24 protein-coding genes and 7 pseudogenes are annotated in these 24972 nt (G+C 39.8%); 12 read left to right on the forward strand and 19 right to left on the reverse strand.

Features of this window, described 5'->3' with window-relative positions:
- Position 1: 1 nt before the first annotated feature.
- From ACWYN3_RS31600 to ACWYN3_RS31610, 3 genes and pseudogenes are all read left to right on the forward strand, one after another.
- Positions 2-523 (forward strand): glycosyltransferase, encoded by a 522-nt coding sequence (locus ACWYN3_RS31600; protein WP_456217826.1) that lies wholly within the window; start codon positions 2-4, stop codon positions 521-523.
- Between the two features lie 41 nt (positions 524-564).
- Entirely contained in the window at positions 565-1647 is a 1083-nt protein-coding gene (gene gcvT / locus ACWYN3_RS31605) for a glycine cleavage system aminomethyltransferase GcvT (RefSeq protein ID WP_456217827.1), read from the forward strand.
- 15 nt (positions 1648-1662) lie between these two features.
- A pseudogene (locus ACWYN3_RS31610) lies at positions 1663-2387 on the forward strand (2-phosphosulfolactate phosphatase).
- Positions 2388-2410: 23 nt separating this feature from the next.
- On the opposite strand, the gene ACWYN3_RS31615 reads toward ACWYN3_RS31610, so the two are convergent.
- Together ACWYN3_RS31615 and gldB are read right to left on the reverse strand one after the other, a co-directional pair.
- Positions 2411-3178 carry a patatin-like phospholipase family protein gene (locus tag ACWYN3_RS31615; protein WP_456217828.1) on the reverse strand — a complete coding sequence of 256 codons (768 nt, stop codon included), beginning with the start codon at positions 3176-3178 and terminating at the stop codon, positions 2411-2413.
- A gap of 7 nt (positions 3179-3185) precedes the next feature.
- Positions 3186-4222: pseudogene (gldB, locus tag ACWYN3_RS31620) on the reverse strand (gliding motility lipoprotein GldB).
- A gap of 203 nt (positions 4223-4425) precedes the next feature.
- Between gldB and ACWYN3_RS31625 the strand changes: the two are divergent.
- The 4 genes from ACWYN3_RS31625 to ACWYN3_RS31640 all read left to right on the forward strand — a co-directional run bounded on the left by ACWYN3_RS31625 (position 4426) and on the right by ACWYN3_RS31640 (position 8507).
- Positions 4426-5058 carry a porin family protein gene (locus tag ACWYN3_RS31625; protein WP_456223223.1) on the forward strand — a complete coding sequence of 211 codons (633 nt, stop codon included), beginning with the start codon at positions 4426-4428 and terminating at the stop codon, positions 5056-5058.
- Positions 5018-6475, forward strand: coding sequence for an NAD+ synthase (locus tag ACWYN3_RS31630; protein ID WP_456217829.1), 1458 nt, complete (start codon positions 5018-5020; stop codon positions 6473-6475). Before ACWYN3_RS31625 ends, ACWYN3_RS31630 begins: the two co-directional genes overlap by 41 nt.
- A 587-nt stretch (positions 6476-7062) precedes the next feature.
- Positions 7063-7980, forward strand: coding sequence for a hypothetical protein (locus tag ACWYN3_RS31635; RefSeq protein ID WP_456217830.1), 918 nt, complete (start codon positions 7063-7065; stop codon positions 7978-7980).
- A complete protein-coding gene (locus tag ACWYN3_RS31640; RefSeq protein WP_456217831.1) occupies positions 7977-8507 on the forward strand; it encodes a hypothetical protein in 531 nt (176 codons plus the stop codon). The genes ACWYN3_RS31635 and ACWYN3_RS31640 overlap by 4 nt, the downstream gene beginning before the upstream one ends.
- Positions 8508-8666: 159 nt before the next feature.
- Here the strand turns inward: ACWYN3_RS31640 and ACWYN3_RS31645 are convergent, their stop codons facing one another.
- Positions 8667-9026, reverse strand: coding sequence for a winged helix-turn-helix transcriptional regulator (locus tag ACWYN3_RS31645; protein ID WP_456217832.1), 360 nt, complete (start codon positions 9024-9026; stop codon positions 8667-8669).
- A 117-nt stretch (positions 9027-9143) separates the two neighbouring features.
- Between ACWYN3_RS31645 and ACWYN3_RS31650 the strand changes: the two genes are divergently transcribed.
- From ACWYN3_RS31650 to ACWYN3_RS31660, 3 genes are read left to right on the forward strand one after another with little or no spacing between them, the layout of a single operon-like run.
- A complete protein-coding gene (locus ACWYN3_RS31650; RefSeq protein WP_456217833.1) occupies positions 9144-9497 on the forward strand; it encodes an MFS transporter in 354 nt (117 codons plus the stop codon).
- Positions 9481-9966, forward strand: coding sequence for an MFS transporter (locus ACWYN3_RS31655; RefSeq protein WP_456223224.1), 486 nt, complete (start codon positions 9481-9483; stop codon positions 9964-9966). Before ACWYN3_RS31650 ends, ACWYN3_RS31655 begins: the two co-directional genes overlap by 17 nt.
- Entirely contained in the window at positions 9963-10298 is a 336-nt protein-coding gene (locus ACWYN3_RS31660; protein WP_456217834.1) for a hypothetical protein, read from the forward strand. The genes ACWYN3_RS31655 and ACWYN3_RS31660 overlap by 4 nt, the downstream gene beginning before the upstream one ends.
- A gap of 115 nt (positions 10299-10413) precedes the next feature.
- On the opposite strand, the gene ACWYN3_RS31665 is transcribed toward ACWYN3_RS31660, so the two are convergent.
- The 7 genes and pseudogenes from ACWYN3_RS31665 to rsmI form a co-directional block, all read right to left on the reverse strand.
- A complete protein-coding gene (locus ACWYN3_RS31665) occupies positions 10414-10947 on the reverse strand; it encodes an apolipoprotein N-acyltransferase (protein ID WP_456217835.1) in 534 nt (177 codons plus the stop codon).
- A gap of 5 nt (positions 10948-10952) precedes the next feature.
- Entirely contained in the window at positions 10953-11921 is a 969-nt protein-coding gene (locus ACWYN3_RS31670) for a hypothetical protein (RefSeq protein WP_456217836.1), read from the reverse strand.
- Positions 11890-12057 carry a hypothetical protein gene (locus ACWYN3_RS31675; RefSeq protein WP_456217837.1) on the reverse strand — a complete coding sequence of 56 codons (168 nt, stop codon included), beginning with the start codon at positions 12055-12057 and terminating at the stop codon, positions 11890-11892. Before ACWYN3_RS31675 ends, ACWYN3_RS31670 begins: the two co-directional genes overlap by 32 nt.
- A gap of 15 nt (positions 12058-12072) precedes the next feature.
- Complete coding sequence (locus ACWYN3_RS31680) at positions 12073-12195, reverse strand: SHOCT domain-containing protein (protein ID WP_456217838.1); 123 nt, start codon at positions 12193-12195, stop codon at positions 12073-12075.
- Positions 12196-12405: 210 nt separating this feature from the next.
- Positions 12406-12456: pseudogene (locus ACWYN3_RS31685) on the reverse strand (hypothetical protein); the annotation flags it as partial.
- Positions 12443-12727 (reverse strand): PH domain-containing protein, encoded by a 285-nt coding sequence (locus ACWYN3_RS31690; RefSeq protein WP_456217839.1) that lies wholly within the window; start codon positions 12725-12727, stop codon positions 12443-12445. The gene ACWYN3_RS31690 and the pseudogene ACWYN3_RS31685, both read right to left, overlap by 14 nt.
- A 19-nt stretch (positions 12728-12746) precedes the next feature.
- Positions 12747-13460 (reverse strand): annotated as a pseudogene (gene rsmI, locus ACWYN3_RS31695) (16S rRNA (cytidine(1402)-2'-O)-methyltransferase).
- A gap of 44 nt (positions 13461-13504) precedes the next feature.
- Here rsmI and serS point away from each other — a divergent pair.
- Positions 13505-14775: pseudogene (gene serS, locus ACWYN3_RS31700) on the forward strand (serine--tRNA ligase).
- Positions 14776-14956: 181 nt separating this feature from the next.
- Here serS and ACWYN3_RS31705 read toward each other — a convergent pair.
- From ACWYN3_RS31705 to ileS, 5 genes and pseudogenes are all read right to left on the reverse strand, one after another.
- Positions 14957-15169 carry a hypothetical protein gene (locus ACWYN3_RS31705; protein ID WP_456217840.1) on the reverse strand — a complete coding sequence of 71 codons (213 nt, stop codon included), beginning with the start codon at positions 15167-15169 and terminating at the stop codon, positions 14957-14959.
- A gap of 292 nt (positions 15170-15461) precedes the next feature.
- On the reverse strand, positions 15462-15929 hold the full coding sequence (locus ACWYN3_RS31710) for an SIMPL domain-containing protein (protein ID WP_456217841.1): 468 nt from the start codon (positions 15927-15929) through the stop codon (positions 15462-15464).
- A gap of 662 nt (positions 15930-16591) precedes the next feature.
- Positions 16592-17203 (reverse strand): lipoprotein signal peptidase, encoded by a 612-nt coding sequence (locus ACWYN3_RS31715; protein ID WP_456217842.1) that lies wholly within the window; start codon positions 17201-17203, stop codon positions 16592-16594.
- A pseudogene (locus tag ACWYN3_RS31720) lies at positions 17203-17590 on the reverse strand (TraR/DksA family transcriptional regulator). Before ACWYN3_RS31720 ends, ACWYN3_RS31715 begins: the two are co-directional and overlap by 1 nt.
- Before the next feature lie 5 nt (positions 17591-17595).
- A pseudogene (gene ileS, locus ACWYN3_RS31725) lies at positions 17596-20989 on the reverse strand (isoleucine--tRNA ligase).
- Between the two features lie 172 nt (positions 20990-21161).
- Between ileS and ACWYN3_RS31730 the strand changes: the two are divergent.
- A complete protein-coding gene (locus ACWYN3_RS31730) occupies positions 21162-21416 on the forward strand; it encodes an isoleucyl-tRNA synthetase (RefSeq protein WP_456217843.1) in 255 nt (84 codons plus the stop codon).
- Between the two features lie 103 nt (positions 21417-21519).
- Here the strand turns inward: ACWYN3_RS31730 and ACWYN3_RS31735 are convergent, their stop codons facing one another.
- From ACWYN3_RS31735 to ACWYN3_RS31750, 4 genes are all read right to left on the reverse strand, one after another.
- Positions 21520-22590, reverse strand: a complete 1071-nt coding sequence (locus ACWYN3_RS31735; protein ID WP_456217844.1) for a C1 family peptidase — start codon at positions 22588-22590, stop codon at positions 21520-21522.
- A gap of 152 nt (positions 22591-22742) precedes the next feature.
- On the reverse strand, positions 22743-23513 hold the full coding sequence (locus ACWYN3_RS31740; protein ID WP_456217845.1) for an alkaline phosphatase: 771 nt from the start codon (positions 23511-23513) through the stop codon (positions 22743-22745).
- Positions 23494-24597: an alkaline phosphatase gene (locus ACWYN3_RS31745; protein WP_456217846.1), complete on the reverse strand. Its 1104-nt coding sequence runs from the start codon at positions 24595-24597 to the stop codon at positions 23494-23496. Before ACWYN3_RS31745 ends, ACWYN3_RS31740 begins: the two co-directional genes overlap by 20 nt.
- Before the next feature lie 18 nt (positions 24598-24615).
- Positions 24616-24960 (reverse strand): RagB/SusD family nutrient uptake outer membrane protein, encoded by a 345-nt coding sequence (locus ACWYN3_RS31750; RefSeq protein ID WP_456223225.1) that lies wholly within the window; start codon positions 24958-24960, stop codon positions 24616-24618.
- Positions 24961-24972: the final 12 nt, after the last annotated feature.

The raw sequence follows: 24972 nt of genomic DNA on the forward strand, positions 1-24972 counted from the left end.
TTTGTTCCATTTAGGGGCGATGGACTGGCGGCCTAATAAAGAAGGCCTGGAATGGTTTATAGAAGAAATCTGGCCGGATATAGAAAAACTAAGTTCAGAACTCCGGTTTTATGTAGCGGGTAAAAGTATGCCTCAGCATTTTTATGATTACGACTCCGATAACCTGGTGGTTGAGGGCGAGGTTTTTGATGCCGTTGAGTTTATGAATTCCAAAGCTATTATGATTGTTCCTCTGCTTTCCGGTAGTGGGATGCGTGTGAAAATTATTGAAGGCATGGCAATGAAAAAATGTATCATTGCTACTACTTATGCAGCAGAAGGGCTTAACTGTGAGAATGGTAAAGACATCCTTATTGCAGATACTGCAGACGAGTTTTACCGCTGTATTTTACAATGTATTACCCATCCGAACAGGTGGCGTGAAATTGGTGAAAATGCCCGTAGAACCGCAGAAAGAGATCATAATCTCGACACTATTTCACAAAGGATGCTGAAAGTCTATGAGCGATTAGTAAATGGATAATTTTTATGTACTTTTGCCCTCAATTTTAAGAGCAATATCGCATGAATAATACCGCATTAACAGAGAAACATATTTCATTAGGAGCCAAGATGGTTCCATTTGCAGGATACAATATGCCCGTTCAATACGAAGGCATTAATGCAGAACATGCTACAGTGAGAAAAGCCGTAGGCGTTTTTGACGTAAGCCACATGGGTGAATTCATCCTTAAGGGTGAAAATGCATTGGACCTGATTCAACGTGTAAGCAGTAATGATGCTTCAAAATTATATGATGGTAAAGTTCAGTATGCTTATCTTCCAAACGAAGATGGTGGTATTGTAGACGATTTACTGATCTACAGAATTGACGAAAAAACTTATATGCTTGTTGTTAATGCTTCAAACATTGAGAAAGACTGGAACTGGACTTCAAAAAAATTCAATACACAGGGTGTAGAAATGCACAATATATCTGATAAAACTTCTTTATTAGCAGTTCAGGGTCCTAAAGCAGCAGAAGCATTACAGAGCTTAACTGATATTGACCTGGCTTCTATGGAATACTATACGTTTACTAAAGGCATGTTTGCTGGTGTAGACAACGTAATCGTTTCTGCAACTGGTTATACAGGTGCAGGTGGTTTTGAGTTGTATTGCGATAATGAGCATGCAGAAACTGTTTGGAATGCTGTTTTTGAAGCAGGGGCAGCGTTTAACATTAAACCAATTGGTTTAGGTGCACGTGATACTTTACGTTTAGAAATGGGCTTTTGTTTATATGGAAACGACATCGATGACACAACTTCTCCAATTGAAGCTGGGTTAGGATGGGTAACTAAATTTACTAAAGCATTCACCAATTCAGAAGCTTTGCTTGCAGAGAAAGAAGCTGGTGTTAAACGTCGTCTGATTGGTTTTGAAATGATTGACCGTGGTATTCCACGTCATGACTATGAAATCGTTGATGCAGAAGGAAACGTGATTGGAAAAGTAACTTCAGGTACACAATCTCCATCGTTACAAAAAGCGATCGGAATGGGTTATGTAACTAAAGAATATGCTAAAGAAGGTACTGAAATTTATATCAGCATCCGTAATACTTCAATCAAAGCTAAAGTAGTAAAATTCCCTTTTTATAAATAATCCGCCCGCCTTTATATGCAAAGAAAGATAGAAGTCTGTTTAACTCCTGCCCTTATCGATTTATACACTATTGAAAATAGTATTGTCGTAGTGATAGATATTTTAAGAGCAACCTCTTCCATGGTTTATGGAATTGATAACGGAGCACAGTCGATCATCCCGGTAGCTCAGGTAGAAGAATGCATGAGTTATGCAGGTAAAGGCTATTTGCTGGCAGCAGAGCGAAACGGGGAAGTAGTTGAAGGATTTGACTTCGGTAATTCCCCGTTTTCTTATACCACTGAAAAGGTGTGGCAGGTAAAACGATTGTTCTGACTACGACAAATGGCACGAAAGCATTGCATTTAGCAAGAAAACGTGCAAGTCAGGTGGTGATTGGTGCTTTCCTGAATTTAGAGGCTTTATGCGAATGGCTTAAAACTCAGGATAAAGATGTATTACTGCTTTGCGCAGGATGGAAAGACCAGTTCAACCTGGAAGACACTATTTTTGCGGGTGCCGTAGTTAACCAGCTTCGCAATGGTTTTACGCATTACGATGATGCAAGTGTAGCGGCAGAGGATTTATATCTGCTGGCTAAGGATGACCTGAGAGCATATATTCACAAATCTTCTCACAGTCACCGTATGGTTGCATTGAATATTGAAGAAGATGTGAAATTCTGTTTGCAAACCAATATTTGCCGGACCATCCCTGTATTGGAAGGCGATCAATTGGTTGCTTTAAAAACCGGCTTATAAATCGTCCGGGGAGTTTATCTCTCTTAATAATTCTTTAAAAGCTTCGTGTGCTGAATAGTCTTCAGTGTCTCCTCGTAAGCAAGCCAGTAAATTGTTTCAGCTTTTTTCATGTCGAAAGTGCTGATTTCACCCATTCCTTTAGGTTCGATTAAAAGATTACAGAAAGCAGCCTTCTGTTCCATGTCTTTATTGACTGACATCAGCCCTGCTCTGGCCATTAAGGTGGTAATATGAGTGATACTGTCCACCGGCTTCAGGTGATTACAAGAAGATCCGATAATAAAATCGCAGTTATTCAGTAAGGGTTCAACAGGAAAGTTATTCAGGATTCCGCCATCAACATACATCTGTCCGTCAATCATAATGGGTTTGAATATGCCTGGAATACACGAAGAAGCCTGAACAGCTCTGATTAAAGGTCCTTCTGTAAAATAGACAAGTCTGCCTTCACTGAAATTGGTTGCTGTAATAGTCAATGGGATTTTCAGGTTTTCTATCTTATTATCTGGAAAAAAGTCCTGTAATAATTGTGCTGTATGTTCAATGCTAACTACTAATCCCAATGCACCTAAAGATGGTCTTACGAACCGCAGCAGCTTGGTTTTCATAAAGATATCCAGTGCATATTCGGGGTCAATTCCTGCGGCATAAAAGGCACCTACTATGGCTCCAGCACTTGTTCCGCTGATATGACTGAATGTTATTCCTGCATTGGTTAATGCTTTTAAAACACCAAGGTGAGCAATTCCCCTGATTCCGCCGCCAGACAAAACAATTCCTACTTTCTTCATAATTAACTTACATTTTGGGTTTATATTTTGCCCCGTTTAATATCTTTTGAGGATCTTGCTCTTTCATCAGTTCCTGCAAGGTAACCTTTGGGTTTTCGGCCATATATTTTCTGACCATTTGCCAGCCTATCCACACACCCAGTTTAGGAGCGGATTCATTTTTTACACCTAAGCCCGGAGTAAATGGGGCTTCACTAACATACATCTGTATTTTTTGACTGTCTGTTTCAAACAGCAGGTTGTTTTCAATCAGGTATGCCCAGATATCACCTTCAAAAGTCTTACACCAGGTCAGTTGTTTCTCTGTATAACCGATTTTCAGGGTATCCGGGGTGTTATCCGGTAATACTTTGTCCATAAAATACAGAATCTTTCCGTTCTCAACCATTTTGGAGAGCAGTGAATGATCTTCGTCTTTTTGAGGAAACAGTTCTTCCCTGGCAAACGTTTCCGTTATCCGGGGTACGATATAATCTGGGGTAAACCTTCTTGATAAATACTGAGGAACGCTTTTTACAATCGCTCTGTAAAATTTACTGTCTTTCCCTAAAAACATATCCAGTCCTATACCCATATACCCATCACCAATAGGGGTTTGAACAGAGAAACCGGAGACGAAAGAAATGAACCTGGGAACTTTGATTTTAGGGTAATAATATTTGATATATTTAAAGGTCTGGGTCAGTCCCTGTTCTATAGGTTTCATGTCCTTGAATACACTGTCGGCTTCGGCGTTCAGATCTGTATAAGCCTGATCCTTGTAGAGCGCGTAGACAAGATTTTATCGTCACTGTAACTTTTATCACCCACCATTCTGTGGATATAATCATCATAAAAATAATTATACTTTTTACGTAGAAACAAGTCCGTTTCCTCAATCTTTTTATGCTGTCCTGCGTATAAGTCCCTGTCAAATCTTTCGATCTTAATATCAAGCTTTATATCATCCACATCGGGCTTCCCTGCCTGTTTGCAGGAAAAAAAAGTGGCTATACACAGAAAAAAAATTAGATAGATTTGAAGATGTTTAACGTTATAGTTCATTGGTAACAAATATAAACAGATCAGGGAGTAAACCATCATCAGCCTGCTTCAAAAAAAAAGATAGAAAAGCCTGTGAGCGTGCTCCAATACTTATTACAAACAAATATGATACAAATGAAACAATTACTAACCGGACTTTTACTGACATTTTTAACTGCCACAGCTTTTGCACAACAAGGGCCTGAGCCTTATTATGGCTTTAGATTGGGCTTAACAGCACATCCTTTTTTGGATGGGCTAAACCTGAGAATGGTAAAGGCAACGGATTCAGTCTTGGTTTTTCTTATGGTTTAATGGCTGATTTCAATTTCGCAGAGAATTATAGCTTTGCTACAGGATTGACAATTACCAGTATCAATGGTAAAACATCAGAGATTAACCCAAGTCCTTATTATGATGCTGCGGCATATCCGAACCCTACGCTGTACGATTTGAAATATAAAATGCAGTATATTGAGATTCCTTTAACGCTGAAGCTGAAGACGGATAAAATAGGGGACGTGCGCTGGTACGGACAATTTGGTCTTTCCAATGGCTTTAATATCAGTGCGAGACAGGATGTTTCAGTTGCTGGAAAAAGCATTGTAAAGGATCAGCATATCAAAAAAGACACTAACTTTTATCGTGCTGGTCTGATTGTTGGCGCAGGACTGGAATATGATGTGGCAAAAAACACAAGTGTAACTACAGGGTTAACATTTAACAATGGATTTACTGATATTTTCTTCTGCATCAGGCAGGTCTGTACGCAGTCATTATGTAGGTTTAAATTTCGGGGTATTCTTTTAGCAGATTATGAAGATAACATTAGCGCAGCTCAATTACCATATTGGTAATTTTGAAAGCAACACAAAAAAAATAATAGACCATATTAAACTGGCAAAGGCCGATGGAGCAGACCTTGTTGTATTCGCAGAGCTGGCAGTTTGTGGTTATCCGCCACGTGATTTCCTGGAATTTGAAGAGTTTATTTCTTTATGTGAGGATGCGGGGAAAGAGATCGCTGAACATTGTACGGGAATAGCTTGTATTGTTGGTCTGCCGGTTAGAAATGAGCAGATTGCAGGTAAAGACTTATATAATGCGGCTTACTTCATAGAAGATAAGCAGATTAAATCGATTGCGAGAAAAGCGCTGTTGCCTAATTATGATGTTTTTGATGAATATCGCTATTTTGAACCTGCTACATCTTTTGAATGTATTGATTTTAAAGGGGTAAAGATTGCGCTAACGATTTGTGAGGATCTGTGGAATATTAACAATAATCCGCTATATGTTTCTAATCCAATGGATGCACTGATTCAGGAGAATCCTGATGTGATGATCAATATTGCGGCTTCTCCGTTTTCTTATCAGCACGATGATGAACGCAGGGTTGTACTGGCTGATAATGCGAAGAAATATAACCTGCCTTTGTTATATGTGAACCAGGTTGGTGCTCAGACGGAAATCATTTTTGATGGTGGCTCTATGGTGTTTGATCAGGATGGGGACATGCTGGATGAGATGGATTACTTTAAGGAGCAATTAAAGACTTATACGCTTGTTAAAGGGAAGATTGAAGGATACACTCCTTCAGAGCATAGACCTGTGTCTGATATCGCTCAAATCCATGATGCACTTGTATTAGGGATTCAGGATTATTTTGTAAAGTCTGGATTTTCGAAAGCGGTGTTAGGTTTGTCAGGTGGAATAGATTCTGCGATAGTTTGTGCGTTGGCTTGCCGCGCTTTAGGGCCGGAGAATGTAATGGCTGTATTAATGCCAAGCAAGTATTCTTCGGATCATTCTATTAAGGATGCGCTTGATTTAGTGGAGAACTTTGGTTGTCAGCATGAAATTATCTCTATTGCGGAAGCGGCAGATGCTTTTGATAGCATGATGGCAGGTGCGTTTAAAGGACTCCCTTTTAATTTGACGGAAGAGAATATCCAGGCAAGAAGCAGGGGGATTGTGGTTATGGCGATGTCTAATAAGTTTGGCTATATTTTATTGAATACTTCTAATAAAAGTGAATGTGCAGTAGGATATGGAACTTTGTATGGTGATATGTGCGGTGCGATTGGGGTGATTGGGGATGTTTACAAGACGCAGATTTATGAGCTTGCACATTATATTAATAAGGATGGAGAGGTTATTCCGGAAAATACTATTGTTAAGCCGCCTTCGGCGGAGTTAAGACCAGGGCAAAAGGATTCTGATTCGCTGCCGGACTATGATACGCTAGATACGACGATTTTTCCAGTTTATTGAACTGAAAAAAACATCGAAAAAAAACATCGAAGGATATTATAAAGATGGGTTATGAGGAGGGGTTAGTGAGAAGGATTATTAAAATGGTGAATGGTGCGGAGTTTAAGAGGTACCAGACTCCACCGATTCTGAGGGTTTCTCCGAAAGCTTTTGGCAGCGGGAGAAGGATGCCGATTGTAGGGAAGTACCTCGCTTAAGGTTTCATCCACCGTTAAGCGAATTCTTCGGTAAAATAAAGAAGGGTACTAGTTTTCTGTCCGCGTTCATGAATTATGAACGATGTCAGAAAACTAGTACCCTTCTTTATTTTTATCCGGAAAATTTTGAAGGTTCCTTCATTTGGGCATGATGCAGATTTATGTTATTTGTTGGATTGCTAATTTGGCGACGTAGTTTTTAAGGATTGCTATATTGACTGGAATAATAGGTAACTTGTTGATTGATTAGATTATACGTATATTTAATAATGCCAATATGATTATTGCCTTATTTATTGGTATTATATACATTATTCGTTATGATGTCTTAAATCTTTATGAATTGCAGTTAATCTAAATGTCCAGTCTTCATTTTAACCATCCAATAAGATGCCTGCTGAATATACCTCACTCAAGATTGATACTCCTAAGAAAAGTAGCTCAATAAATGAAAATGCAGGGACAAAAGGACTCCAGTTGCCTGCAGTGCCTATACAGTTCGTGGTTATACCAGATTTAGGTAAAAAGCCATTGCCTAATGAAGAGGTATGGGAAGAAGTGAAATTTTATATGGAAGAGTTACCTGTTTCTAAAGATCACGAACAATGGATGAAAACTTACCTGGAAAGCAGGGAGATGAAAAATAAATCGTTTGATACCTATGAGGATGTAGGTGACTTTCTGCTTGAAAAGGTGAATGCAAAGTTTGGTACTTCCTATCAAATTTCTGACGATGACAACGAAGATGAAGACGAAGATGCGCAGGAAAAACAAATGCCAAAGAAGAGCCTATTGAGCGCCGGGATGGTGGGCCTGGTAAAATACCTGGCTATTTTTAGTGCTGTTCAGGCAATTGGAGGTTCAATTCCGGGTGCTGAAGCGCATACCCTCCCCCCATCTCCAGGTATGAAGCCTCTTCCTGGTGTATGCCCGCCGCTTTCTGGCTTTGGAAATTCCTCAATTGTGCCAGTAAGTTTGCCAATGTGCCCGCTTCCGGAAGTAATCCCTTCACCTTCTCTTAATGTAGGCTCTTTAGCCAACTTGATCCCTTTTCAGCGAATATTGACGACAGATTCGGGCGCTGGATTAGTTAGAAACTCTTCTGCTTACAGTGATAAGATTGGATTAGGCAAGCCAGCTGAAGACCGAAGTATTGCCCCGGAGGAAGTAGACTATCTGCAAGGTGCTAGTTCAGAAGAATTTATAGGACGGTTTACACCATATGCGTTAGCGATACTGAAAAGCAACCGGGTAGCTCAGACAGAGAAGGCGAATGCTATGTCGCATTTTAATACCAGGCTTATATGACTACGAACCAGGGTAGTGAGCAGGCTAAAGTGCTGGGGGATGCACATGAACGATTTGAAAAGGGCAGACCCCAGGAAGGTGTAAAATCAGAACAATTGCCAGACTCTATCGCCGATAAGATCAATAATGCAAGGGCCCGTGTACTGGCTGAGGCATACAAATCACAAATGCCTGGTATTAACGAGCAGGTCGCTTTAGCTGTGATGCATAAATTAAAACTAACTTTTGATGCCTGGCGTGAAAAGGTTACATCTTCTCCTCTGATTTCTTTAGAGCCTTTCGTACAGCGGGACTTTGTGGATGTGCTTTTTCAACACTCCTGGGAGAGTGGCCACCTGGCAAAGGCTGTACCCCATGACAAGGATTATATCAAAAATCTATCTGCTAAAGACTTTCAGGATCATTTCATCACACCATTGTCCCATCTATGGCACGACTACGGTGTAACCGAACTGTTTACCAAAGTGGAGATGGAAGAATTACGAATAAAGATCCAATGTTCCCACAAAGGGAACGGATCCCCGTAGACCAGTTAATGCTTCCGGATTAGAGTGACCCAAAGATCTGTTAATTTTTAAGGGTATAACAGCTTATTTCTGGGATGACTCACTACTGTTTCATGCTTCCTTATTTTTATCGGGAAAATTACTCAAGGTTCCTTTATTTGGGCATGATGCCGATTTAGATTATGGTAATTTAGGCGGATACTCAATGCCTTCTTCCAGGATCAGTTCGTAACCATACTTCATGATCGTTTCGATAATAGGGATTGCCTTTAAGCCTTTTTCTGTGATGCTGTACTCTACTTTGGAAGGGACAACAGGGTAAACTTTTCGTTCGATTAGCCCTTTTTCTTCGAGATCTCTTAATTGGCTGGTAAGTACCTTGTCGGTGATATGGGGGATGTCTTTTTTTAGTTCACCAAATCTTAAGACATTGTTATGCAAGCGCCAGAGAATGGGCATTTTCCATGTTCCACCTATGTGGCTCAGGGCAAATTCGATGGGAGTGTAGTATAGTTTTTTATCGTGGAAAAATTCGGGCATAATGCGTGTTTTTGTTTTATACTTTCCTAAAGGAAAGTGTCATACATAAAGGTTTGTACGGTAAAGAAAGCTTGTTTGTTTGGCAAATTTGCACAAAAATAACAGCAACGAAAAATTATGAAACGAACACTTTATGTACTTGCCCTGGGTATTTTCGGCCTTGCCACAACGGAGTTTGGCGTAATTGGGATTTTACCTCAGATATCTTCTGCTTTTCATGTTAGCATTGATAAGGCGGGTTGGTTACTGAGCGCCTTTGCCTTGATTATAGCGGTGTTTGGACCTTTTATGATGATGGCGGTTTCCCGTTTTGACCGGAAGAAAATCCTGGCGTTGGTGCTGGCTGTTTTTACGCTGTCTAATATCATGTCGGCTCTTTCTCCTTCTTTTAATGTCTTGTTGATCGCCAGGATCCTGCCTGCATTTCTGCATCCTGTTTTTTTGGTCCATCGGGCTGGCAACAGCGGCTAGTTCTGTACCGGCAGAACAATCACCTAAGGCGGTAAGTATTGTGTTTTCGGGTTTTACCATTGCGAGCGTTTTTGGCATCCCTCTGGCTACTTTTATGGCCAATATTTTTAACTGGCAAGCCTCCTTTATTTTATCAGCATTTATAAATGCCATTTCTTTTGTGGGATTGTTGTGGCTTTTACCACCTATTCCCAACCCGGTAAAAAATGATATGACCGGACACCTGAATATTTTCAGAAAAAGGATCTTATGGATCAATCTTCTGCTTGCCTGTTTAATGATTTCAGCTATGTACGCGACTTATGGCTATATGGCGGCATATTTAGAACGGATTACGTTAATGAAGGGTGGGCAAATCAGCCTGATGCTTTTGCTTTTTGGTGTTACTGGTGTCGGAGGAAACTGGCTGGCAGGTAAATATTTAAGTAAGAATATCAATAGGACTACATTGGTCTTTATTGTTCTGTGATGGTCATCCACCTGCTTTTGTTTTGCTTTGGTGGTGATTTCGTTGCTATGGTTATTATGGTTTGTTTCTGGGGCTTAATCCATACGGGAGGATTTTTGATCAGCAATGTAACGGTAACTTCATCTACCACTGAGGCCCCGGAATTTGTAAATAGTATTTTTACTTCCTGTGGAAATCTGGCAGTCACCATCGGGTCTACTGTGGGTGGCCTGACGATAGCAAAAATAGGGATCCATCAAATCCCTTTGACCAGTGTGATTTTACTCGTACTTTCATTAGGTGTGCTGTTATTGAAACATATGTCGGCAATTGGGACTAAAAGGCAGGAATAATCCCCCTGAACTAAAGGAAGAGAATTAGAAAAGATGAAGAAATATAAAAAAAAGGTGCCCATGTTGGACACCTTTTTTTATACTGATTTTATGAAGTTAAAGCTATTACGTTTGCTTATAGCTTTGCTTTCTTCTTTTTGAAGAAGGTCTTGTAAGGGATAAACAAAGCGAGTACGATACCAATGATACTCAGGAGCTGAGCAATGATATCTCCGCTTTTTACATAAAGGGTAAGCTGATCGTTTAGATTCACATCCATTTTCAGGGCGTCACGTGTCCACCACTTAGATTGTTTGACAATATCCCCGCGCTGATTGATAAAGCCTGAGATTCCGGTGTTGGCAGAACGGACTACCCATCTGCGGGTTTCTATGGCTCTAAGCTTAGCGTATAGAAAATGCTGGTCTTTGCCGGAGGTGTTACCCCACCAGCCATCATTAGTGATGATAGCGATGAGCTGAGCGCCGTTTTTAACGGATTCGCCAATCCAGCTTCCCCAAAGGGATTCATAGCAGATAACCGGAGCTACGCCTACACCATTCTGGGAGTAGAAGACACCAGGATTCTCCTGCCATCCCCAGCCGGAAACAGTACCGCCAAGGCCCGCGAAAACAGGAGCAAGGAAGGATAAGGCTTTTGGAAAGGGCATTTTCTCTACACACCAGGGACCAGTTTTGATTTATGATAGAATTGAACATTTGCTGAGTTCTCAACCTGCATGGCTGAGTTGTAGTTGTCAAAGTATTGGTTGTTGTTAGGATCGAATTTGGCCGAAATAGTACTTTTATCGTTGTAGAATTTAAGACTTTCTATTCCTGTAATCAGGGTTCCGTTTTTGTATTTATTCAGGAAGGATAGGGCGGTCATGTATTCTGAGGTACTGCGAATGCGATCTTCGTTAGCGTAGCTTGGTATAGCGGTTTCCGGCCATATGAAGTATTCGGTGTTGACCTGTGCTACGGAGTCTGATAAATGGATAAGGGTTTTCAACTGGTCAGCAGGGGTGATACCTCCCATTTTTTCGTAGGGATCAATGTTAGGTTGTACCACAACTACGTTGATGGGCAGGTTTTTTTCTTTATAACCATAGTATTTGACAAGAGAAATTCCAGCGGGTACAATCAGAAAGATCAGCCAGCCAAGAGCAGGTCTGATTTTAAGGTAGTACGGTGTGTTTGCTTTAAAGCTTTTGTAAGCTTCAAATGCAAGAATATTACTGACTAATATCCAGATGGAGCCGCCGTAGACTCCGGTTGATTCATACCATTGGGCTAGCTGATGCATGCCGGCAAGTCCGTTACCCAGGGTCATCCACGGGAAGGCAAGATCCCAGGTGGCGTGGAGGTATTCCATGCCTATCCAAAAGCTGACTAAAGCCAGGTAAGCAATACGTTTGTGATGCACGATAGTGCTGAAACGGTAATAAAGCCAGAAAGCGAAAGTCATCAGTAGGGCTCCGAGTCCATAAGGGATCAGAGAGATTACCATGGCGACAGCGGGATTGTTATAGGCACTTATGGCATTGTATACCCAATAGATGCAAGCGGTATTCCAAACCAGAAAGGTTAAGCCTGCAGTCAGGAAAACCTTTTTACCTGTTTTTTTTTTTTTCTCCTTTAGCAATGATGTGATCGAGTGCGATAAACAAAGGTACAAAACCGACAAGTAAAAGGGGAGCTGCAAAGGTATGCGGTGGCCATGCCAGCCATAGTAAAAATGCACTTAATAGGGCAAGCAGGTAGGTTTGTATCGCTTTCATGGATAGGGTATGAGCTTAAAAAGTATCCAGGATGTCGGCTTTTTTAGCCTCGTATTCAGCCTGGGTAATTAGTTGTTTATCGTATAAAGTTTTTAGCTTCCTTAATTTCAGGGTAGTCTCATCCTCTGGCTCTTCCACTGGTACAGGTGGGACATAAGCTTCAACTACTGGTTCTTCTGCTGGAATGCTTTCCGGAACTATGGTTTCTATAACTGGAACTGCAGGAGCTGGCTGCTGTGCTCTTTTATCTTCAAGCTCGGCCTGTCTTAGTTGTTCTTTATAAGCTTCTAACTGCTCGTATGCTGCCTGATATAATTTTCTGGCTTGTACTTTAGGGATGTATTCTGTAATGATGTTCTCTCCATGCTGCGGTACACAAATGAATTTAGAACCGAAGATCTCTTCTTTGAAGGATACTACTTTCTTTAATGCTTTTCCAGGAGATGTCCTTGAAGTTCATCGTGATACCAAAGTTTGCGGGCTCACAATAAAAAATGCGTTTATTACTGACTACAATACAATCAGGAAGAAGATTTACTGCGGGTCTTTTTTGTACCGCAAGGTAGATCAGCTCTTCATTGGTCGTTAACATGTCATTCAGCTTACCTAAAACTTTTTCAACAGCTTTAGGATCTTGCTCATCGCTCAAAAATCTATCTATTAAAATCATATTGTTTTATTTTAAGCTCTTAGTCCTTTTCGTAAGAGCGTTTTTCCTTTTTAGTTTCTTCTTTACCAGCCACACAAATAACAAACTCGCCCTTAAGGATATTGTTTTCAAAGTGCGTTTTTTTTTATTTCTACTAATGTTCCTCTAACAGTTTCTTCATACATTTTAGTCAATTCCCTGCTTACGGAAGCTTGTCTTTCCTCACCAAAAAACTGGGCAAACTCTTCGAGTGTTTTTAATAAGCGGTGCGGCTCTCATAAAGGACGATTGTTCTTTCTTCGTCCGCAAGTTTCTTCATACGGGTTTGTCTGCCTTTTTTAACAGGCAGGAAACCTTCAAATACGAATGCATCTGTTGGTAAGCCAGAGTTGACCAATGCCGGTACGAAGGCAGTTGCACCCGGTAAGCATTCTACAGGTAAATCATTTTTTAACACTTCTCTGACCAGGAAAAAGCCGGGATCGGAGATTGCAGGTGTTCCTGCATCCGAGATTAGTGCTACATTTTTACCTTCCTTTAGAAATTTGATAATCTCTGAAGTAGCCTTATGCTCATTATGCTGATGATGTGAGTAGGCCTTTTTATCAATGCCAAAATGCTTCAGTAAAGGGGCACTTGTACGGGTATCTTCTGCCAGAATAACATCTGCTTCCTTTAAAACGCGGACAGCCCTGAAAGTCATATCTTCAAGATTACCGATTGGTGTAGGAACCAGAAATAGTTTACCGCCCATAATATTCTCCAAACTCTTGTTATATTTGTTAAAAAAATTAAATAATGCTGCAAGTTAACTATATCCGCGAAAATAGAGAGAAAGTTTTAGAACGCTTAGGCGTCCGTAATTTCAAGCAACCTGAACTGGTTGATGAAATTATCAAATTAGATGAAGAACGCAGACAGACTCAAACTTCGCTGGATAACCTATCCGCTATCGCCAATGCCAATGCCAAACAAGTTGGTGAACTGATGCGAAATGGTAAAAAAGAGGAGGCTGAGGCAGTTAAAGCAGAGACTACTTCTAACAAAGAACATATCAAAACGCTGTCTGACCAATTGAATGTGGTAGAACAGCATTTATACAATGCATTAGTACAATTACCTAATTTACCCGGGGAGTTGGTTCCTGCGGGTGCTACACCAGAAGAAAACGAGGTTGTATTGACACATGGAGCTCCGGCAGAACTACATGGTAAAGCTTTACCACACTGGGAACTGACTGCGAAATATGACATTATAGATTTTGAACTGGGTACTAAAATTACCGGTGCAGGTTTTCCAGTATATAAAGGTAAAGGAGCACGTTTACAGCGTGCCCTGATTAATTTCTTCTTAGACCGTGCTACAGAGCAGGGTTACAGAGAAATGCAGGTGCCTTTGATGATCAACGAAGCTTCTGGTTTTGGAACAGGACAGTTACCTGATAAAGAAGGCCAGATGTATCATTCTACAGTAGATAATCTTTACCTGATCCCTACTGCCGAAGTTCCTGTGACTAACCTTTACCGGGATGTCATTTTAAAAGAAGAAGAATTACCAGTTAAAAATACAGCTTATACGCCCTGTTTCCGCCGTGAAGCAGGATCATACGGCGCGCATGTACGTGGTTTAAACAGACTGCATCAATTTGATAAGGTAGAGCTGGTACAGGTTGTACACCCGGATAAATCATACGAGGTTCTGGAAGAGATGAGTGCTTATGTGCAAGATCTTTTAAAGGATCTTGGTTTACATTTCCGCGTATTGCGTTTGTGGGTGGTGATATGGGCTTTACTTCGGCAATGACTTACGATATGGAAGTGTGGAGTGCAGCACAGCAGCGCTGGCTTGAAGTTTCTTCTGTTTCTAACTTCGAATCTTTTCAGACTAACCGTTTGAAATTAAGATTCAAAGGAAATACAGGGAAAACACAATTGGCACATACTTTAAACGGTAGTGCATTAGCTTTACCACGTATTGTAGCAGCTATTCTGGAAAACTATCAGACAGAAGACGGGATTAACATCCCTGAGGTTTTAGTGAAATATACAGGATTTGACCGTATAGATTAATCCTTAGAAGTTATAAGCAATAAAAAAAGCTGATGCTCCTTTCAGGAATATCAGCTTTTTTATGTGAGTTTGTCTTGTGTTTGATTACAAGATCAGGATCAATAATAAGATAATGATGATAATTGCACCAACAGAAAGATAGACACCTCCACCCATAGCGCGGGCTTGTTTTTTCATTGTTCTAAGTTCCTTGCGCAATTCTCTTTTTCTCTGCTCTGGATAGATTAGACTTATCCATTGCTCTGATTTCTTCAACCCTGTTAGTAATTCTTTCTAACTGAACTTTTTGTTCAGTAGTCATTTCAACTTTGTCTTTAACTGTGGCAGCAGAGACAGTGTTAGCACTTAATCCTAAGACAAAGATTAGCAGAAAAGAGTAGATTAATTTTTTCATGGTTATAAATTTAAATTGAGTGGGTTTGACAGATTAACAGCATAACAAAAAACCTACCAAATTGTTGGTAGGTTTCGTTTGAATAGTATTAGTGTTTGATTGATAGCTATTTAGCTGAAGCACTAGCAGTCGTATTCATAAGCTGTATACGATTCATTCACATGAAATGTATACAGTAGTAGTCATTATTTAATTTCGAAAACTGTGTTCATCACATAGCTTAACTTAATTTTTTTGAAGTCAATCTCAGGAGCACTACCAGCAGAATCTTCTGCCATAGCAGATTTCATCATCATACCGCTTGCACGGTAAACAGGATAGGATAGTTTTCATTATTTTGTTCCTGAATATCAATTACACCACCTAACTGGTTTCCTAAAGCTTCAACTAAATAAGTTGCTTTTGTTTTTGCAGCCTGTAGTGCTTTAATTTTTAATTCTTTCTTTAAAGCTTCAATTTTAGAGTAATCGTAGCTATCAATATTTGTATAAGCTACACCTTTAGGATCTACTGAACCAATGATTTCGTTCCATTTGTTAAGGTCAGTAACCTTAAGGCGGTATTGTTTGCTTACTAAGAAATCAGGATTTTTCTTTTTCTCAGGAGCAGTATTGAAGCTCGATAAGCTGTTGATCATTAAATTTTCTTTGGCGATTCCAGCAGATTGTATCGCGTTGTATAACTGTTTTTCAAGATCAGTAATATCAACTTTCTTTTTGCTGTTACCATCTTTCAGATATTCCTTCAGCGAGATGCTCAAGTAAATAATATCCGGAGTAACTTCCGTTTCAGCGGTTCCGCTAACGGTGATCTTTTGCGTAAATCTACTTGTTGGGCCATAGCGCTAACACTGATTAAAGTAACAAAGGCAAATAATAATAACTTTCTCATAATAATGTTCAATTTGTGTGTATTTACAGATTAGATGTAAAAACCATGCCGATTCCATAACAAAAATGCAGGAATTTTAATTTCCTGCAAATTAAGAATATTCCCGGAGCAAGCCTTTATTTATTTTTTTTCATAAAAAACACCTGAGAATGAGCCCCTTTACGCCTCGGTGGATCGTATTGCAGGCTGATGATCTTCCAATAATTCATTCACAATTGATTATTATTATTTGTCTGGTCATTCAATCAAATTCAACCGGCACTCCACTCAGCAAGCCACTCTGTCATTTTTACATCAACCAACAAACAAACCAGCTGCATTTTCATGAAAAATATCTTTCACGAAAGAGGAGTTTTTTATAAAGCAATCCCCAGACGTGAAATCAAAAACAGTGTGTATAGTTTTCTGGCATCAGGGCCCTCGCAGAGGGAACGTAGCCAGAAAACTATACACACTGTTTTTGATCCCCGTCCTTCAGCACAAAAAAAGGCCTCCTCTTTCGAGAAAGCCTTTTAAATGAATTAAAATCAGCTAGTCTTCTACTACCTCATTATTTGGCCCAATCTCTTCCTTAACCTCTTCCTTGAAATATTTTTTCTGGAAGATAAGAATAGCGATTACCCCAACAGATATGGCAGCATCCGCGACGTTAAAAACCGGTCTGAAGAAAATGTAGTCTTCCCCGCCCCATACAGGCACCCATTTAGGAAAGACGCCCTCCATTATCGGAAAGTAGAACATATCCACTACGCGGCCATGAAACAGCGATGAATAGCCGTATATCTTACCATAAGCAACAGAGTCAATAATGTTCCCCAATGCACCGGCAAAGATCAATGCCACATTCAATACCAGTCCTCTGTGATATTTGTGTTTAACCAGGTAGTACAGACCATATCCGATCGCTGCAATCGCTGCAACCGCAGCTATTCTGAATAATGATAAAGCCAGTTTCCCAAATTCACCACCAAATTCCATTCCGAAGGCCATTCCATTATTCTCCGTAAAATGTATAATGAACCAGTTTCCAATAATCTTGAATTCCTGGCCGATATACATATTAGTTTTAATCCAGGTTTTCAACACCTGATCCACAAGGAGGACAAGGAAGATAACCAGCAAAGGTTTAGAATAGCCTTTCATTATGCTTGCTTCAATTTTGCTTCCATGCTTAAAGTTGCATGAGGTACAGCGCGTAAACGTTCTTTCTGGATTAGTTTACCAGTTTCACGGCAGATGCCATAAGTTTTGTTTTCTATACGTACCAGTGCAGCCTCTAAATTCTCGATGAATTTTTTCTGACGTGCAGCTAATTGATTTAATTGTTCTTTTTCCAACGTGGCTGACCCATCTTCCAAAGTCTTGTAAGTACCTGAAGTATCTTCAGTACCATTAGAGTTCGGGCTGCTTAAAGAATTCGTTAAGTTGAGAAATTCCTCTCTCTCTCGCCATACGCAGTTTATCCTGGATCAGTTCTTTGAATTCTTGTAGCTCGTTATCTGAGTAACGGGTTTTTGTAGGTTTTTCCATATTAATTATTGTTTTGCAATCAGAATCAGCAGTTCAACTTCATCGATTACGATTTTGTTTCCTTTATCTAAATTAGTTATCAAATTAATATCATCCGCCAATATTTCAGCGCAAATGTATGTTTTATTCTGTGCTACCGCGCCGGAGATCAAATTATGATTTTGTAAACTCACGGTAATGCGATCAGTCACTTCAAAATTAAGTTCTTTTCTTAAATTCTGGATTCTGTTGATCAATTCACGTGATAAACCTTCCTCTTTTAACTCTTCAGTTATGGTAACGTCAAGAGCAACAGTAAGGTTACCAAGATTTGTTACTTGCCACCCAGGGATGTCTTCAGCAATGATTTCAACATCTTCCAGCAAAATCACATAGCTCGTCTCCGGCACAAGATAAGAACCTTCTGCTTCAAATTTGCTTAAATCTTCCTGACTCATGCCGGTAATTGTCTCAGCCACCGATTTCATATCTTTACCAACCTTTGGCCCAAGAGCCTTGAAATTAGGTTTGATCTTTTTCTTGATGAAACCAGCCGCGTCAGTAATATATTCAATATCCTTGATATTCGTTTCTGACAGGATAATTTCTTTAACAAGTTCCACTCTCTCTTTGAAAGTTTTGTCCAGTACCGGTACTAATATTTTGGCCAGAGGCTGACGTACATTGATACTTGATTTCTTTCTTAACGAAAGGGCCATTGAAGAAATATTCTGTGCCAGTTCCATGCGCTCATTTAATTCTGTATCAATCAGTGAAGTATCACCTTCTTTCCACAAACTCAAATGTACAGACTGTTCTGCAGTTTTTTTATTGACTGATAAGTTCTGGTATAACCAATCTGCAAAGAAAGGAGCAACCGGAGACATTAACTGAGATACACTCATTAAACAAGTGTACAGCGTCTCTAAGCAGCCTTTTTATCGTCAGTCATTTCTCCTTTCCAGAAGCGGCGGCGTGACAAACGGATATACCAGTTACTTAAATGCTCATCTACAAAAGTCTGAATAGCTCTCGCTGCTTTCGTTGGCTCATAAGTATTATAACTTTCATCCACCTCATTGATCAGGTTCTGTAACAGCGATAAAATCCATCTGTCCAGTTCAGAACGATCTTTTACAGGCGTTTCATTGCTTTCGTCAATCTCAAACTTATCGATATTCGCATATAAAGCGAAGAAAGCATAAGTGTTATACAGTGTACCAAAGAACTTACGTCTTACTTCATCCAGACCTTCGGTATTGAACTTCAGGTTGTCCCATGGAGATGCATTACTGATCATATACCATCTGGTTGCATCAGCACTGTAAGTATCGATGGTATGGAAAGGGTCAACGCCATTGCCTAAACGCTTAGACATTTTGTTGCCGTTTTTATCCAGTACCAATCCATTGGAAACTACATTTTTATAAGCAATACCTTTATTGCCGATACGCTCATTGATCGCTTTGATCTCGTCGCTGGTTTCGCTTAACATGACGGCAATCGCATGTAAAGTAAAGAACCATCCGCGTGTCTGATCTACACCTTCAGCGATAAAATCTGCAGGATAAGCATTTTCAAACTCTTCTTTATTTTCAAAAGGGAAATGCCATTGTGCATAAGGCATTGCACCACTATCAAACCATACATCAATCAGATCCAGTTCGCGGGTCATTTTCTCACCTTTTGAAGAAGTTAAGATGACATCATCCACAAAAGGACGGTGCATATCTTTCAATTCAAAAGCAGCTTCCATGAAACCAGCGTCAACAGATTTTTTGATCTCTGCATTCAGTTCAGCGATAGAGCCGATACATTTTTCTTCCGTTCCATCCTGAGTTCTCCAGATTGGTAAAGGAGTTCCCCAATAACGGGAGCGTGATAAATTCCAGTCTACCAGGTTTTCCAGCCAGTTTCCAAAACGGCCTGTTCCTGTAGCTTCCGGTTTCCAGTTAATAGTTTTATTCAATGCTACCATTTTATCTTTAACAGCAGTTGTTTTAATAAACCAGCTGTCAAGAGGGTAATATAAAATAGGTTTGTCAGTTCTCCAGCAATGCGGATAGCTGTGTTCGTATTTTTTTACGTCAAATGCTTTGTTGTCTTCTTTCAGTTTAATTGCAATCAGGACGTCCGTAGGCTTGAAATCAGCCGCTTTACGTTCCTCATCACTATAGTATTCTTCTTTTACATAATAACCGGCAAAATCAGTGACTTCGTCCACAAATTTACCCTGTTTATTCACTAAAGGAAGTTCATTGCCCTGTTCATCTTTAACCATGACATAAGGCATGTCATTTTCTTTTACTACACGAAAATCGTCCGCTCCGAATACAGCGGCAAGATGCACGATACCAGTACCATCTTCTGTGGTCACGTAATCTGCAGGTATCACACGGAAAGCCTTTGCTTCTAATTCGGCATTAGTCACATAAGGCATCAGCTGGTGATAGTTCAAACCAACAAGGTCTTTACCTGTAAACTCAGCTGTGATCGTCCACGGAATCAGTTTGTCACCACCTTTGTAATCTTCAAAAGAAAGGTCTTTAGCCTCAGCTTTGAAATGTTTTCCAACCAGGTCTTTAGCTAATATTACACTAACAGGCAGGAAAGTATATTGATTGAAAGTCTTAACTTTTACATAATTTATTTTCGAGCCAACTGCTAGTGCACCATTCGACGGTAAAGTCCATGGTGTAGTTGTCCATGCAATAAAGGCTGTTTCTTCTGTATCGTTTTCAAATAATAAAGACATTGCCGGGTGCTGCTGCTCTTTTTTAATAGCGAACTGTGCAGTGATCGAAGTATCTTTCAGCATTTTATACGTACCTGGCTGGTTTAGTTCATGTGAACTTAAGCCCGTTCCCGCAGCAGGAGAATACGGCTGTACTGTATATCCTTTGTATAAAAGCCCTTTATCATAAAAGGTCTTTTAAGATCCACCAAAGAGACTCAATATATTCGTTTTCGTAAGTGATATAAGGTTTCTCCAGGTCTACCCAGTAACCCATTTTCTCAGTAAGGTCATTCCATATATCGGTATAACGCATTACTTCTTCACGGCACGCCGCATTGTATTCTTCAACAGTGATTTTAACCCCGATATCAACTTTAGTGATACCCAGTTTCTTTTCTACAGCAAGCTCAATAGGTAAACCATGTGTATCCCATCCACCTTTACGTTTCACCTGGAAGCCTTTAAGGGTTTTTGTAACGACAGAAAATATCTTTAATAGCACGAGCCATGACATGGTGAATACCAGGCATGCCGTTAGCTGAAGGCGGGCCTTCATAAAAAGTAAATGGGTTGGACTTCGGACGAGAAGAAATACTTTTTTCAAATATATTTTCTGCCTTCCAAAACTCCAGTATCTCTTCGCCTATCTTAGGTAGTTCTAATTGTTTAAATTCCCTATACATCAATCCATATCTTAAAAAAAATGAGGATGCAAAGTTAAGTATTAAGAATTAAAAAAAGGTAGATATAAAGGAAATACATTGATCTTCAAAAACTTAAATTGGTTTGGTTTTTGATGATCATACTTAAACAGTTTTTTAACTGACATAAATTAACAACATCAATCTCAAAGTTATGATCAAAGTAATGAAACTTCAAAGGGCGGTAATCGCCATAATTCTAGCTATAATCGCGCTTGTCGCTTATATCATTCTGAGTGCTAACGGGGTTGTATGGAGCAAATATGTGCTGGAAACATCCGGCTTATTCCTGATGCTGGGCGCACTTCTTTTTCTTTATCCTATATTATTTGCAAGAAAAGATAAAGAAGGATGTGTCGAACTTGATCCTGATGCACCAGTTGAAACTGCGAAACCTGTCGAAGATTGAGAAAGTCTATATATAAAAAAAATGGCTGTATCTTAAAAAGTACAGCCATTTCTTATTCGTGAGGATTTTATAATCCCAGTTTTTCTTTTTCTTCTTTCTTTAGTTAGTGCTTTTTTGGCAGTACAAGGCTAACCGTGTTAATGGCAAAATAAGGTTCAGAAACTTGTATATAGCCCTTGAACGGGCCTACTTCACCCCATGAGTTTTTAACTTTAAAAAAGTATTTTCCATCTGCTGATTGCTCCAGACCAATAAGGTGCATTAAGTGATCATCCTGTGTAGTTAAATCTTCATATAGCTGCTGACGCAATTCAGGAGTATAAGTCTTTTCTTTTATAGCCGGATTCAATACAGGTAATTTAGCATCAGCAGTATCTGCAAATAAGATCGCATAACCTTTTTTCTGCTGGAAGTTTTTATTGCTCACATCTGCATCCCACATGACAGTATATCCGTCTTTTACAGCTGTTTTAGTCATATTAATCATTTCTTCCAGAGGCAGGTTGTAAAAAGATCCGTTTGCAAAATTATCAGGAGCTTCCAGAATGAACGGAGCATAATAAGGATGATGTGTAAACGACGTGATGTTTACATAGTCATTCGCGTCAAACTTTAGTACTTCTTTAGCAAAAGTCTGTGGGGTATAGTTTTTTCCTTTATAATCAAAATTCGCTGGCGGATTACCAATTTTCTGATTCAGGATCTGCTCAAAACCCTTTAACCAGTTTGCAGCTAAAGGACGGTGTTTTAATACTTCATCAAGATAGTTTTTAAGTGTATCTGCTAAACCTCTGTGATCAGGGATCTCACCGGTTACTCCCTGGAAAGCCTCTTGCGGCACTGCGCCATAACGGGAAATACCACGGATCAGGTCATGACCAAGGCCACCTTCACTAAACTGTGCTTTGCCTTCACGTAAAATATAGTTTTTTGCTTTTTCTACGTAGATGTTACGTGCAATGTACATTTCAGAAAGATTAAATTCTCCTAATCCTTTACGCAGTTCTTCGGACTCGACAAGAGAAGTAGCAGAATAATTCCAGCAGGTTCCTGATTGTCCCTGATTCTTAACTGCTGTAGCAGCATTGACTTTAATGGGTTTTAAAGTGGCTTCCTGCGCTTGTGCAGAGAAGATTGCGCCTAATCCAAAGGCTATAAAGAGAATTCTTTTCATTATGTTAATAATTTTAGCTGCGATTACGGATTGTTTTAGAAGGCCTAAAATAAAAAAAATACCGGGCATAAAAGAGACCGTATCGTTTAAAATACAGTCTCTTTTATGAGCGGTTTAAAAATGAGCTATAAACAAACTTCAACAGTTGGTTGTTACTTGCCTGTAAATAATTTCATAATTTTTTTGAAAATTTCAGTATTAGAATAAGTACCAGTAAAATCACCAGAACGCGGACCGTATGCATAAACAGGTACCATAATATTGGTATGATCGTTTGTACTGAACTCTCCCTGAATTCTGCCTTCAGCAGCAGAAGCATCCAGTAAAGTAAGCCCGCCGGTTTCATGGTCAGCTGTGATTAAAACCAGCGTTTCACCATCCTGATCTGCAAAACGTAAAGCCTCAGCTACTGTTTTATCAAAATCATGTAATTCAGTTACTACATATTTTAGATCATTTAGATGGCCTCCGTAATCAATCTGAGCACCCTCAGTCATTACAAAAAATCCCTTTTTATTAGCTGATAACAACTTGATCGTATGTTTTAAAGATTGAGCAAGCATATCGCCTCTGCCGTCTTTTACAGGGCGGGTTGCCGAATCCGGTAATAAAACCAATTGTTTGCCACTAGTTTTTTGTTGGAAATCTGAGAGCGATTTATTTAAAGTATAACCTTTGTTCTCTAACTTTTTTATTAAACCAGCATCCGGATTCTGAAAAAAGCTTTTCTGATTAGAACCAACCAGAATATCTACATGACTATCCAGAAAATCCTTCGCAATAGCTTCACTATAAGAACGATCTAACTGATGTGCATAAAAAACAGCTGGAGTAGCATCGGTAATATCGCCAACACTGATAATGCCGCTTTTCAAACCATAAGTTGCTAAAGTGTCTACCAGGTTAGTCGTTTTTTTTATCATCCGGGCCCATCCCGATATAACGGTTATTTGTTTTTTTCTCACCCATGGCAATAGCCGATCCACCTGCCGCAGAATCTGTATTTCCCGAATTAGCAGCTGCGGTTTGTGAAAAACCGCTATTACGCAGCATCGTGATATTCAGGTTTCCATGATTAGCAATCCATCCCGCATGAATCTGAGCTAAACCCATTCCGTCACCAATCAGCAGGATGATGTTTTTAACTTTTTTATTTGAACCATCCGATTTATAAGTCGGCTGATAAACAGGATAAGCAACCGGGTTCGTATAAGTCAGTTTATCCTTACGTAAATAGAATTCGTGCAATTTTTCAGGTACATCAGTATTGATCCAGTCTACCCCGAATTTCTCCAGTTCTACCCAGGTATTCGGACTATCCTGGCTTGCCCAGAAGCGAAAAGGCTTACCTTTTTGATGCGCATCCTCAATTACCTTTTTCAGCTTCTCTGTATCAATCTCTGTAGGCGTTCCTTTACCATTCCAAACCGTATAGTTCTTTAAATCTTCACTGATCATGGCTACCCGCTCCAATTGTTCATTTGTATAAACAGTTGTAGGGCGGCCATCAAAAGAGATCAAAGCAGGATAGTTTTTAAAGTTATCCGGTATTGGCATATCCCCGCTGATCACGATACTTACCGCATCAGGGTTAACCGGTTTGTTTACCATATCCTGGAAAGGTTTTAATTCTTTCAGTAATTGGGGTAAAACATGCTGATAATCTTCTTTAACATCAATAACCAGTTGTAACTTTAATTTAGGGTCAGCATAAGGGTGATTCCCGTTTTGTTTATACAACTTGTAAAGCGGTTCCAGATATTGTTTTAAAAGTGTCGCTTCCGGCTTGATCTCTTTTAATTCATGCGCCACATATAATTGACCATTCTTCAAAAAGACATCGGCTTCAATAGATCCCATGCCCGCATAATAAGCGCGGAGCAAAGGGATATTTTGTTTATAATCATTGTGGCTATGTCCTGAATTAAATGATAAAGACTGTTGTGCCTGTACATTCACAGCCATTAGCAGCAGTGCAAAAAAGGAATAACGCGATAGTTTTTTCATGTGCTTAAATTTATTCATTTACCAGCCAGCATTTTGTGTAATTACACCACCGCTGTTATCAATTTCTTTTTGTGGAACAGCCCATACATCATGTACCTGTGGATTAAATCTTCTTGCAGGCCATACTATAACTCCGCTGAATCCATGTGCAGGTTGCGCATAAGCAGCCTCGGCATCTCCCCAGCGTACCATATCACGGTGTCTGTCTGCCCATTCACCCGCCAGCTCACTACGACGTTCTCTTTTAAGATCAGCCAGTGTCATTCCGTTTACAGCAGCAAGTTTTGCGCGTACACGAATCCTGTTTAATTCTTTATCACCAGCTCCGGCACCACGCTGCATAATCGCCGCTTCTGCTTTAATGAGTAAAACTTC

It is taken from the genome of Pedobacter sp. NJ-S-72 (assembly GCF_053890575.1).

Coding starts and splice junctions, on each gene's coding strand:
- gcvT (WP_456217827.1), top strand. CDS start 565: ATGAATAATACCGCATTAACAGAGAAACATATTTCATTAGGAGCCAAG.
- ACWYN3_RS31715 (WP_456217842.1), bottom strand. CDS start 17,203: ATGAAAGGCTATTCTAAACCTTTGCTGGTTATCTTCCTTGTCCTCCTT.
- ACWYN3_RS31635 (WP_456217830.1), top strand. CDS start 7,063: ATGCCTGCTGAATATACCTCACTCAAGATTGATACTCCTAAGAAAAGT.
- ACWYN3_RS31675 (WP_456217837.1), bottom strand. CDS start 12,057: ATGAAAGCGATACAAACCTACCTGCTTGCCCTATTAAGTGCATTTTTA.
- ACWYN3_RS31665 (WP_456217835.1), bottom strand. CDS start 10,947: ATGCCCTTTCCAAAAGCCTTATCCTTCCTTGCTCCTGTTTTCGCGGGC.
- ACWYN3_RS31645 (WP_456217832.1), bottom strand. CDS start 9,026: ATGCCCGAATTTTTCCACGATAAAAAACTATACTACACTCCCATCGAA.
- ACWYN3_RS31615 (WP_456217828.1), bottom strand. CDS start 3,178: ATGAAGAAAGTAGGAATTGTTTTGTCTGGCGGCGGAATCAGGGGAATT.
- ACWYN3_RS31630 (WP_456217829.1), top strand. CDS start 5,018: ATGAAGATAACATTAGCGCAGCTCAATTACCATATTGGTAATTTTGAA.
- ACWYN3_RS31745 (WP_456217846.1), bottom strand. CDS start 24,597: ATGAAAAAACTATCGCGTTATTCCTTTTTTGCACTGCTGCTAATGGCT.
- ACWYN3_RS31705 (WP_456217840.1), bottom strand. CDS start 15,169: ATGAAAAAATTAATCTACTCTTTTCTGCTAATCTTTGTCTTAGGATTA.
- ACWYN3_RS31735 (WP_456217844.1), bottom strand. CDS start 22,590: ATGAAAAGAATTCTCTTTATAGCCTTTGGATTAGGCGCAATCTTCTCT.
- ACWYN3_RS31640 (WP_456217831.1), top strand. CDS start 7,977: ATGACTACGAACCAGGGTAGTGAGCAGGCTAAAGTGCTGGGGGATGCA.
- ACWYN3_RS31690 (WP_456217839.1), bottom strand. CDS start 12,727: ATGATTTTAATAGATAGATTTTTGAGCGATGAGCAAGATCCTAAAGCT.
- ACWYN3_RS31740 (WP_456217845.1), bottom strand. CDS start 23,513: ATGATAAAAAAAACGACTAACCTGGTAGACACTTTAGCAACTTATGGT.
- ACWYN3_RS31650 (WP_456217833.1), top strand. CDS start 9,144: ATGAAACGAACACTTTATGTACTTGCCCTGGGTATTTTCGGCCTTGCC.
- ACWYN3_RS31730 (WP_456217843.1), top strand. CDS start 21,162: ATGATCAAAGTAATGAAACTTCAAAGGGCGGTAATCGCCATAATTCTA.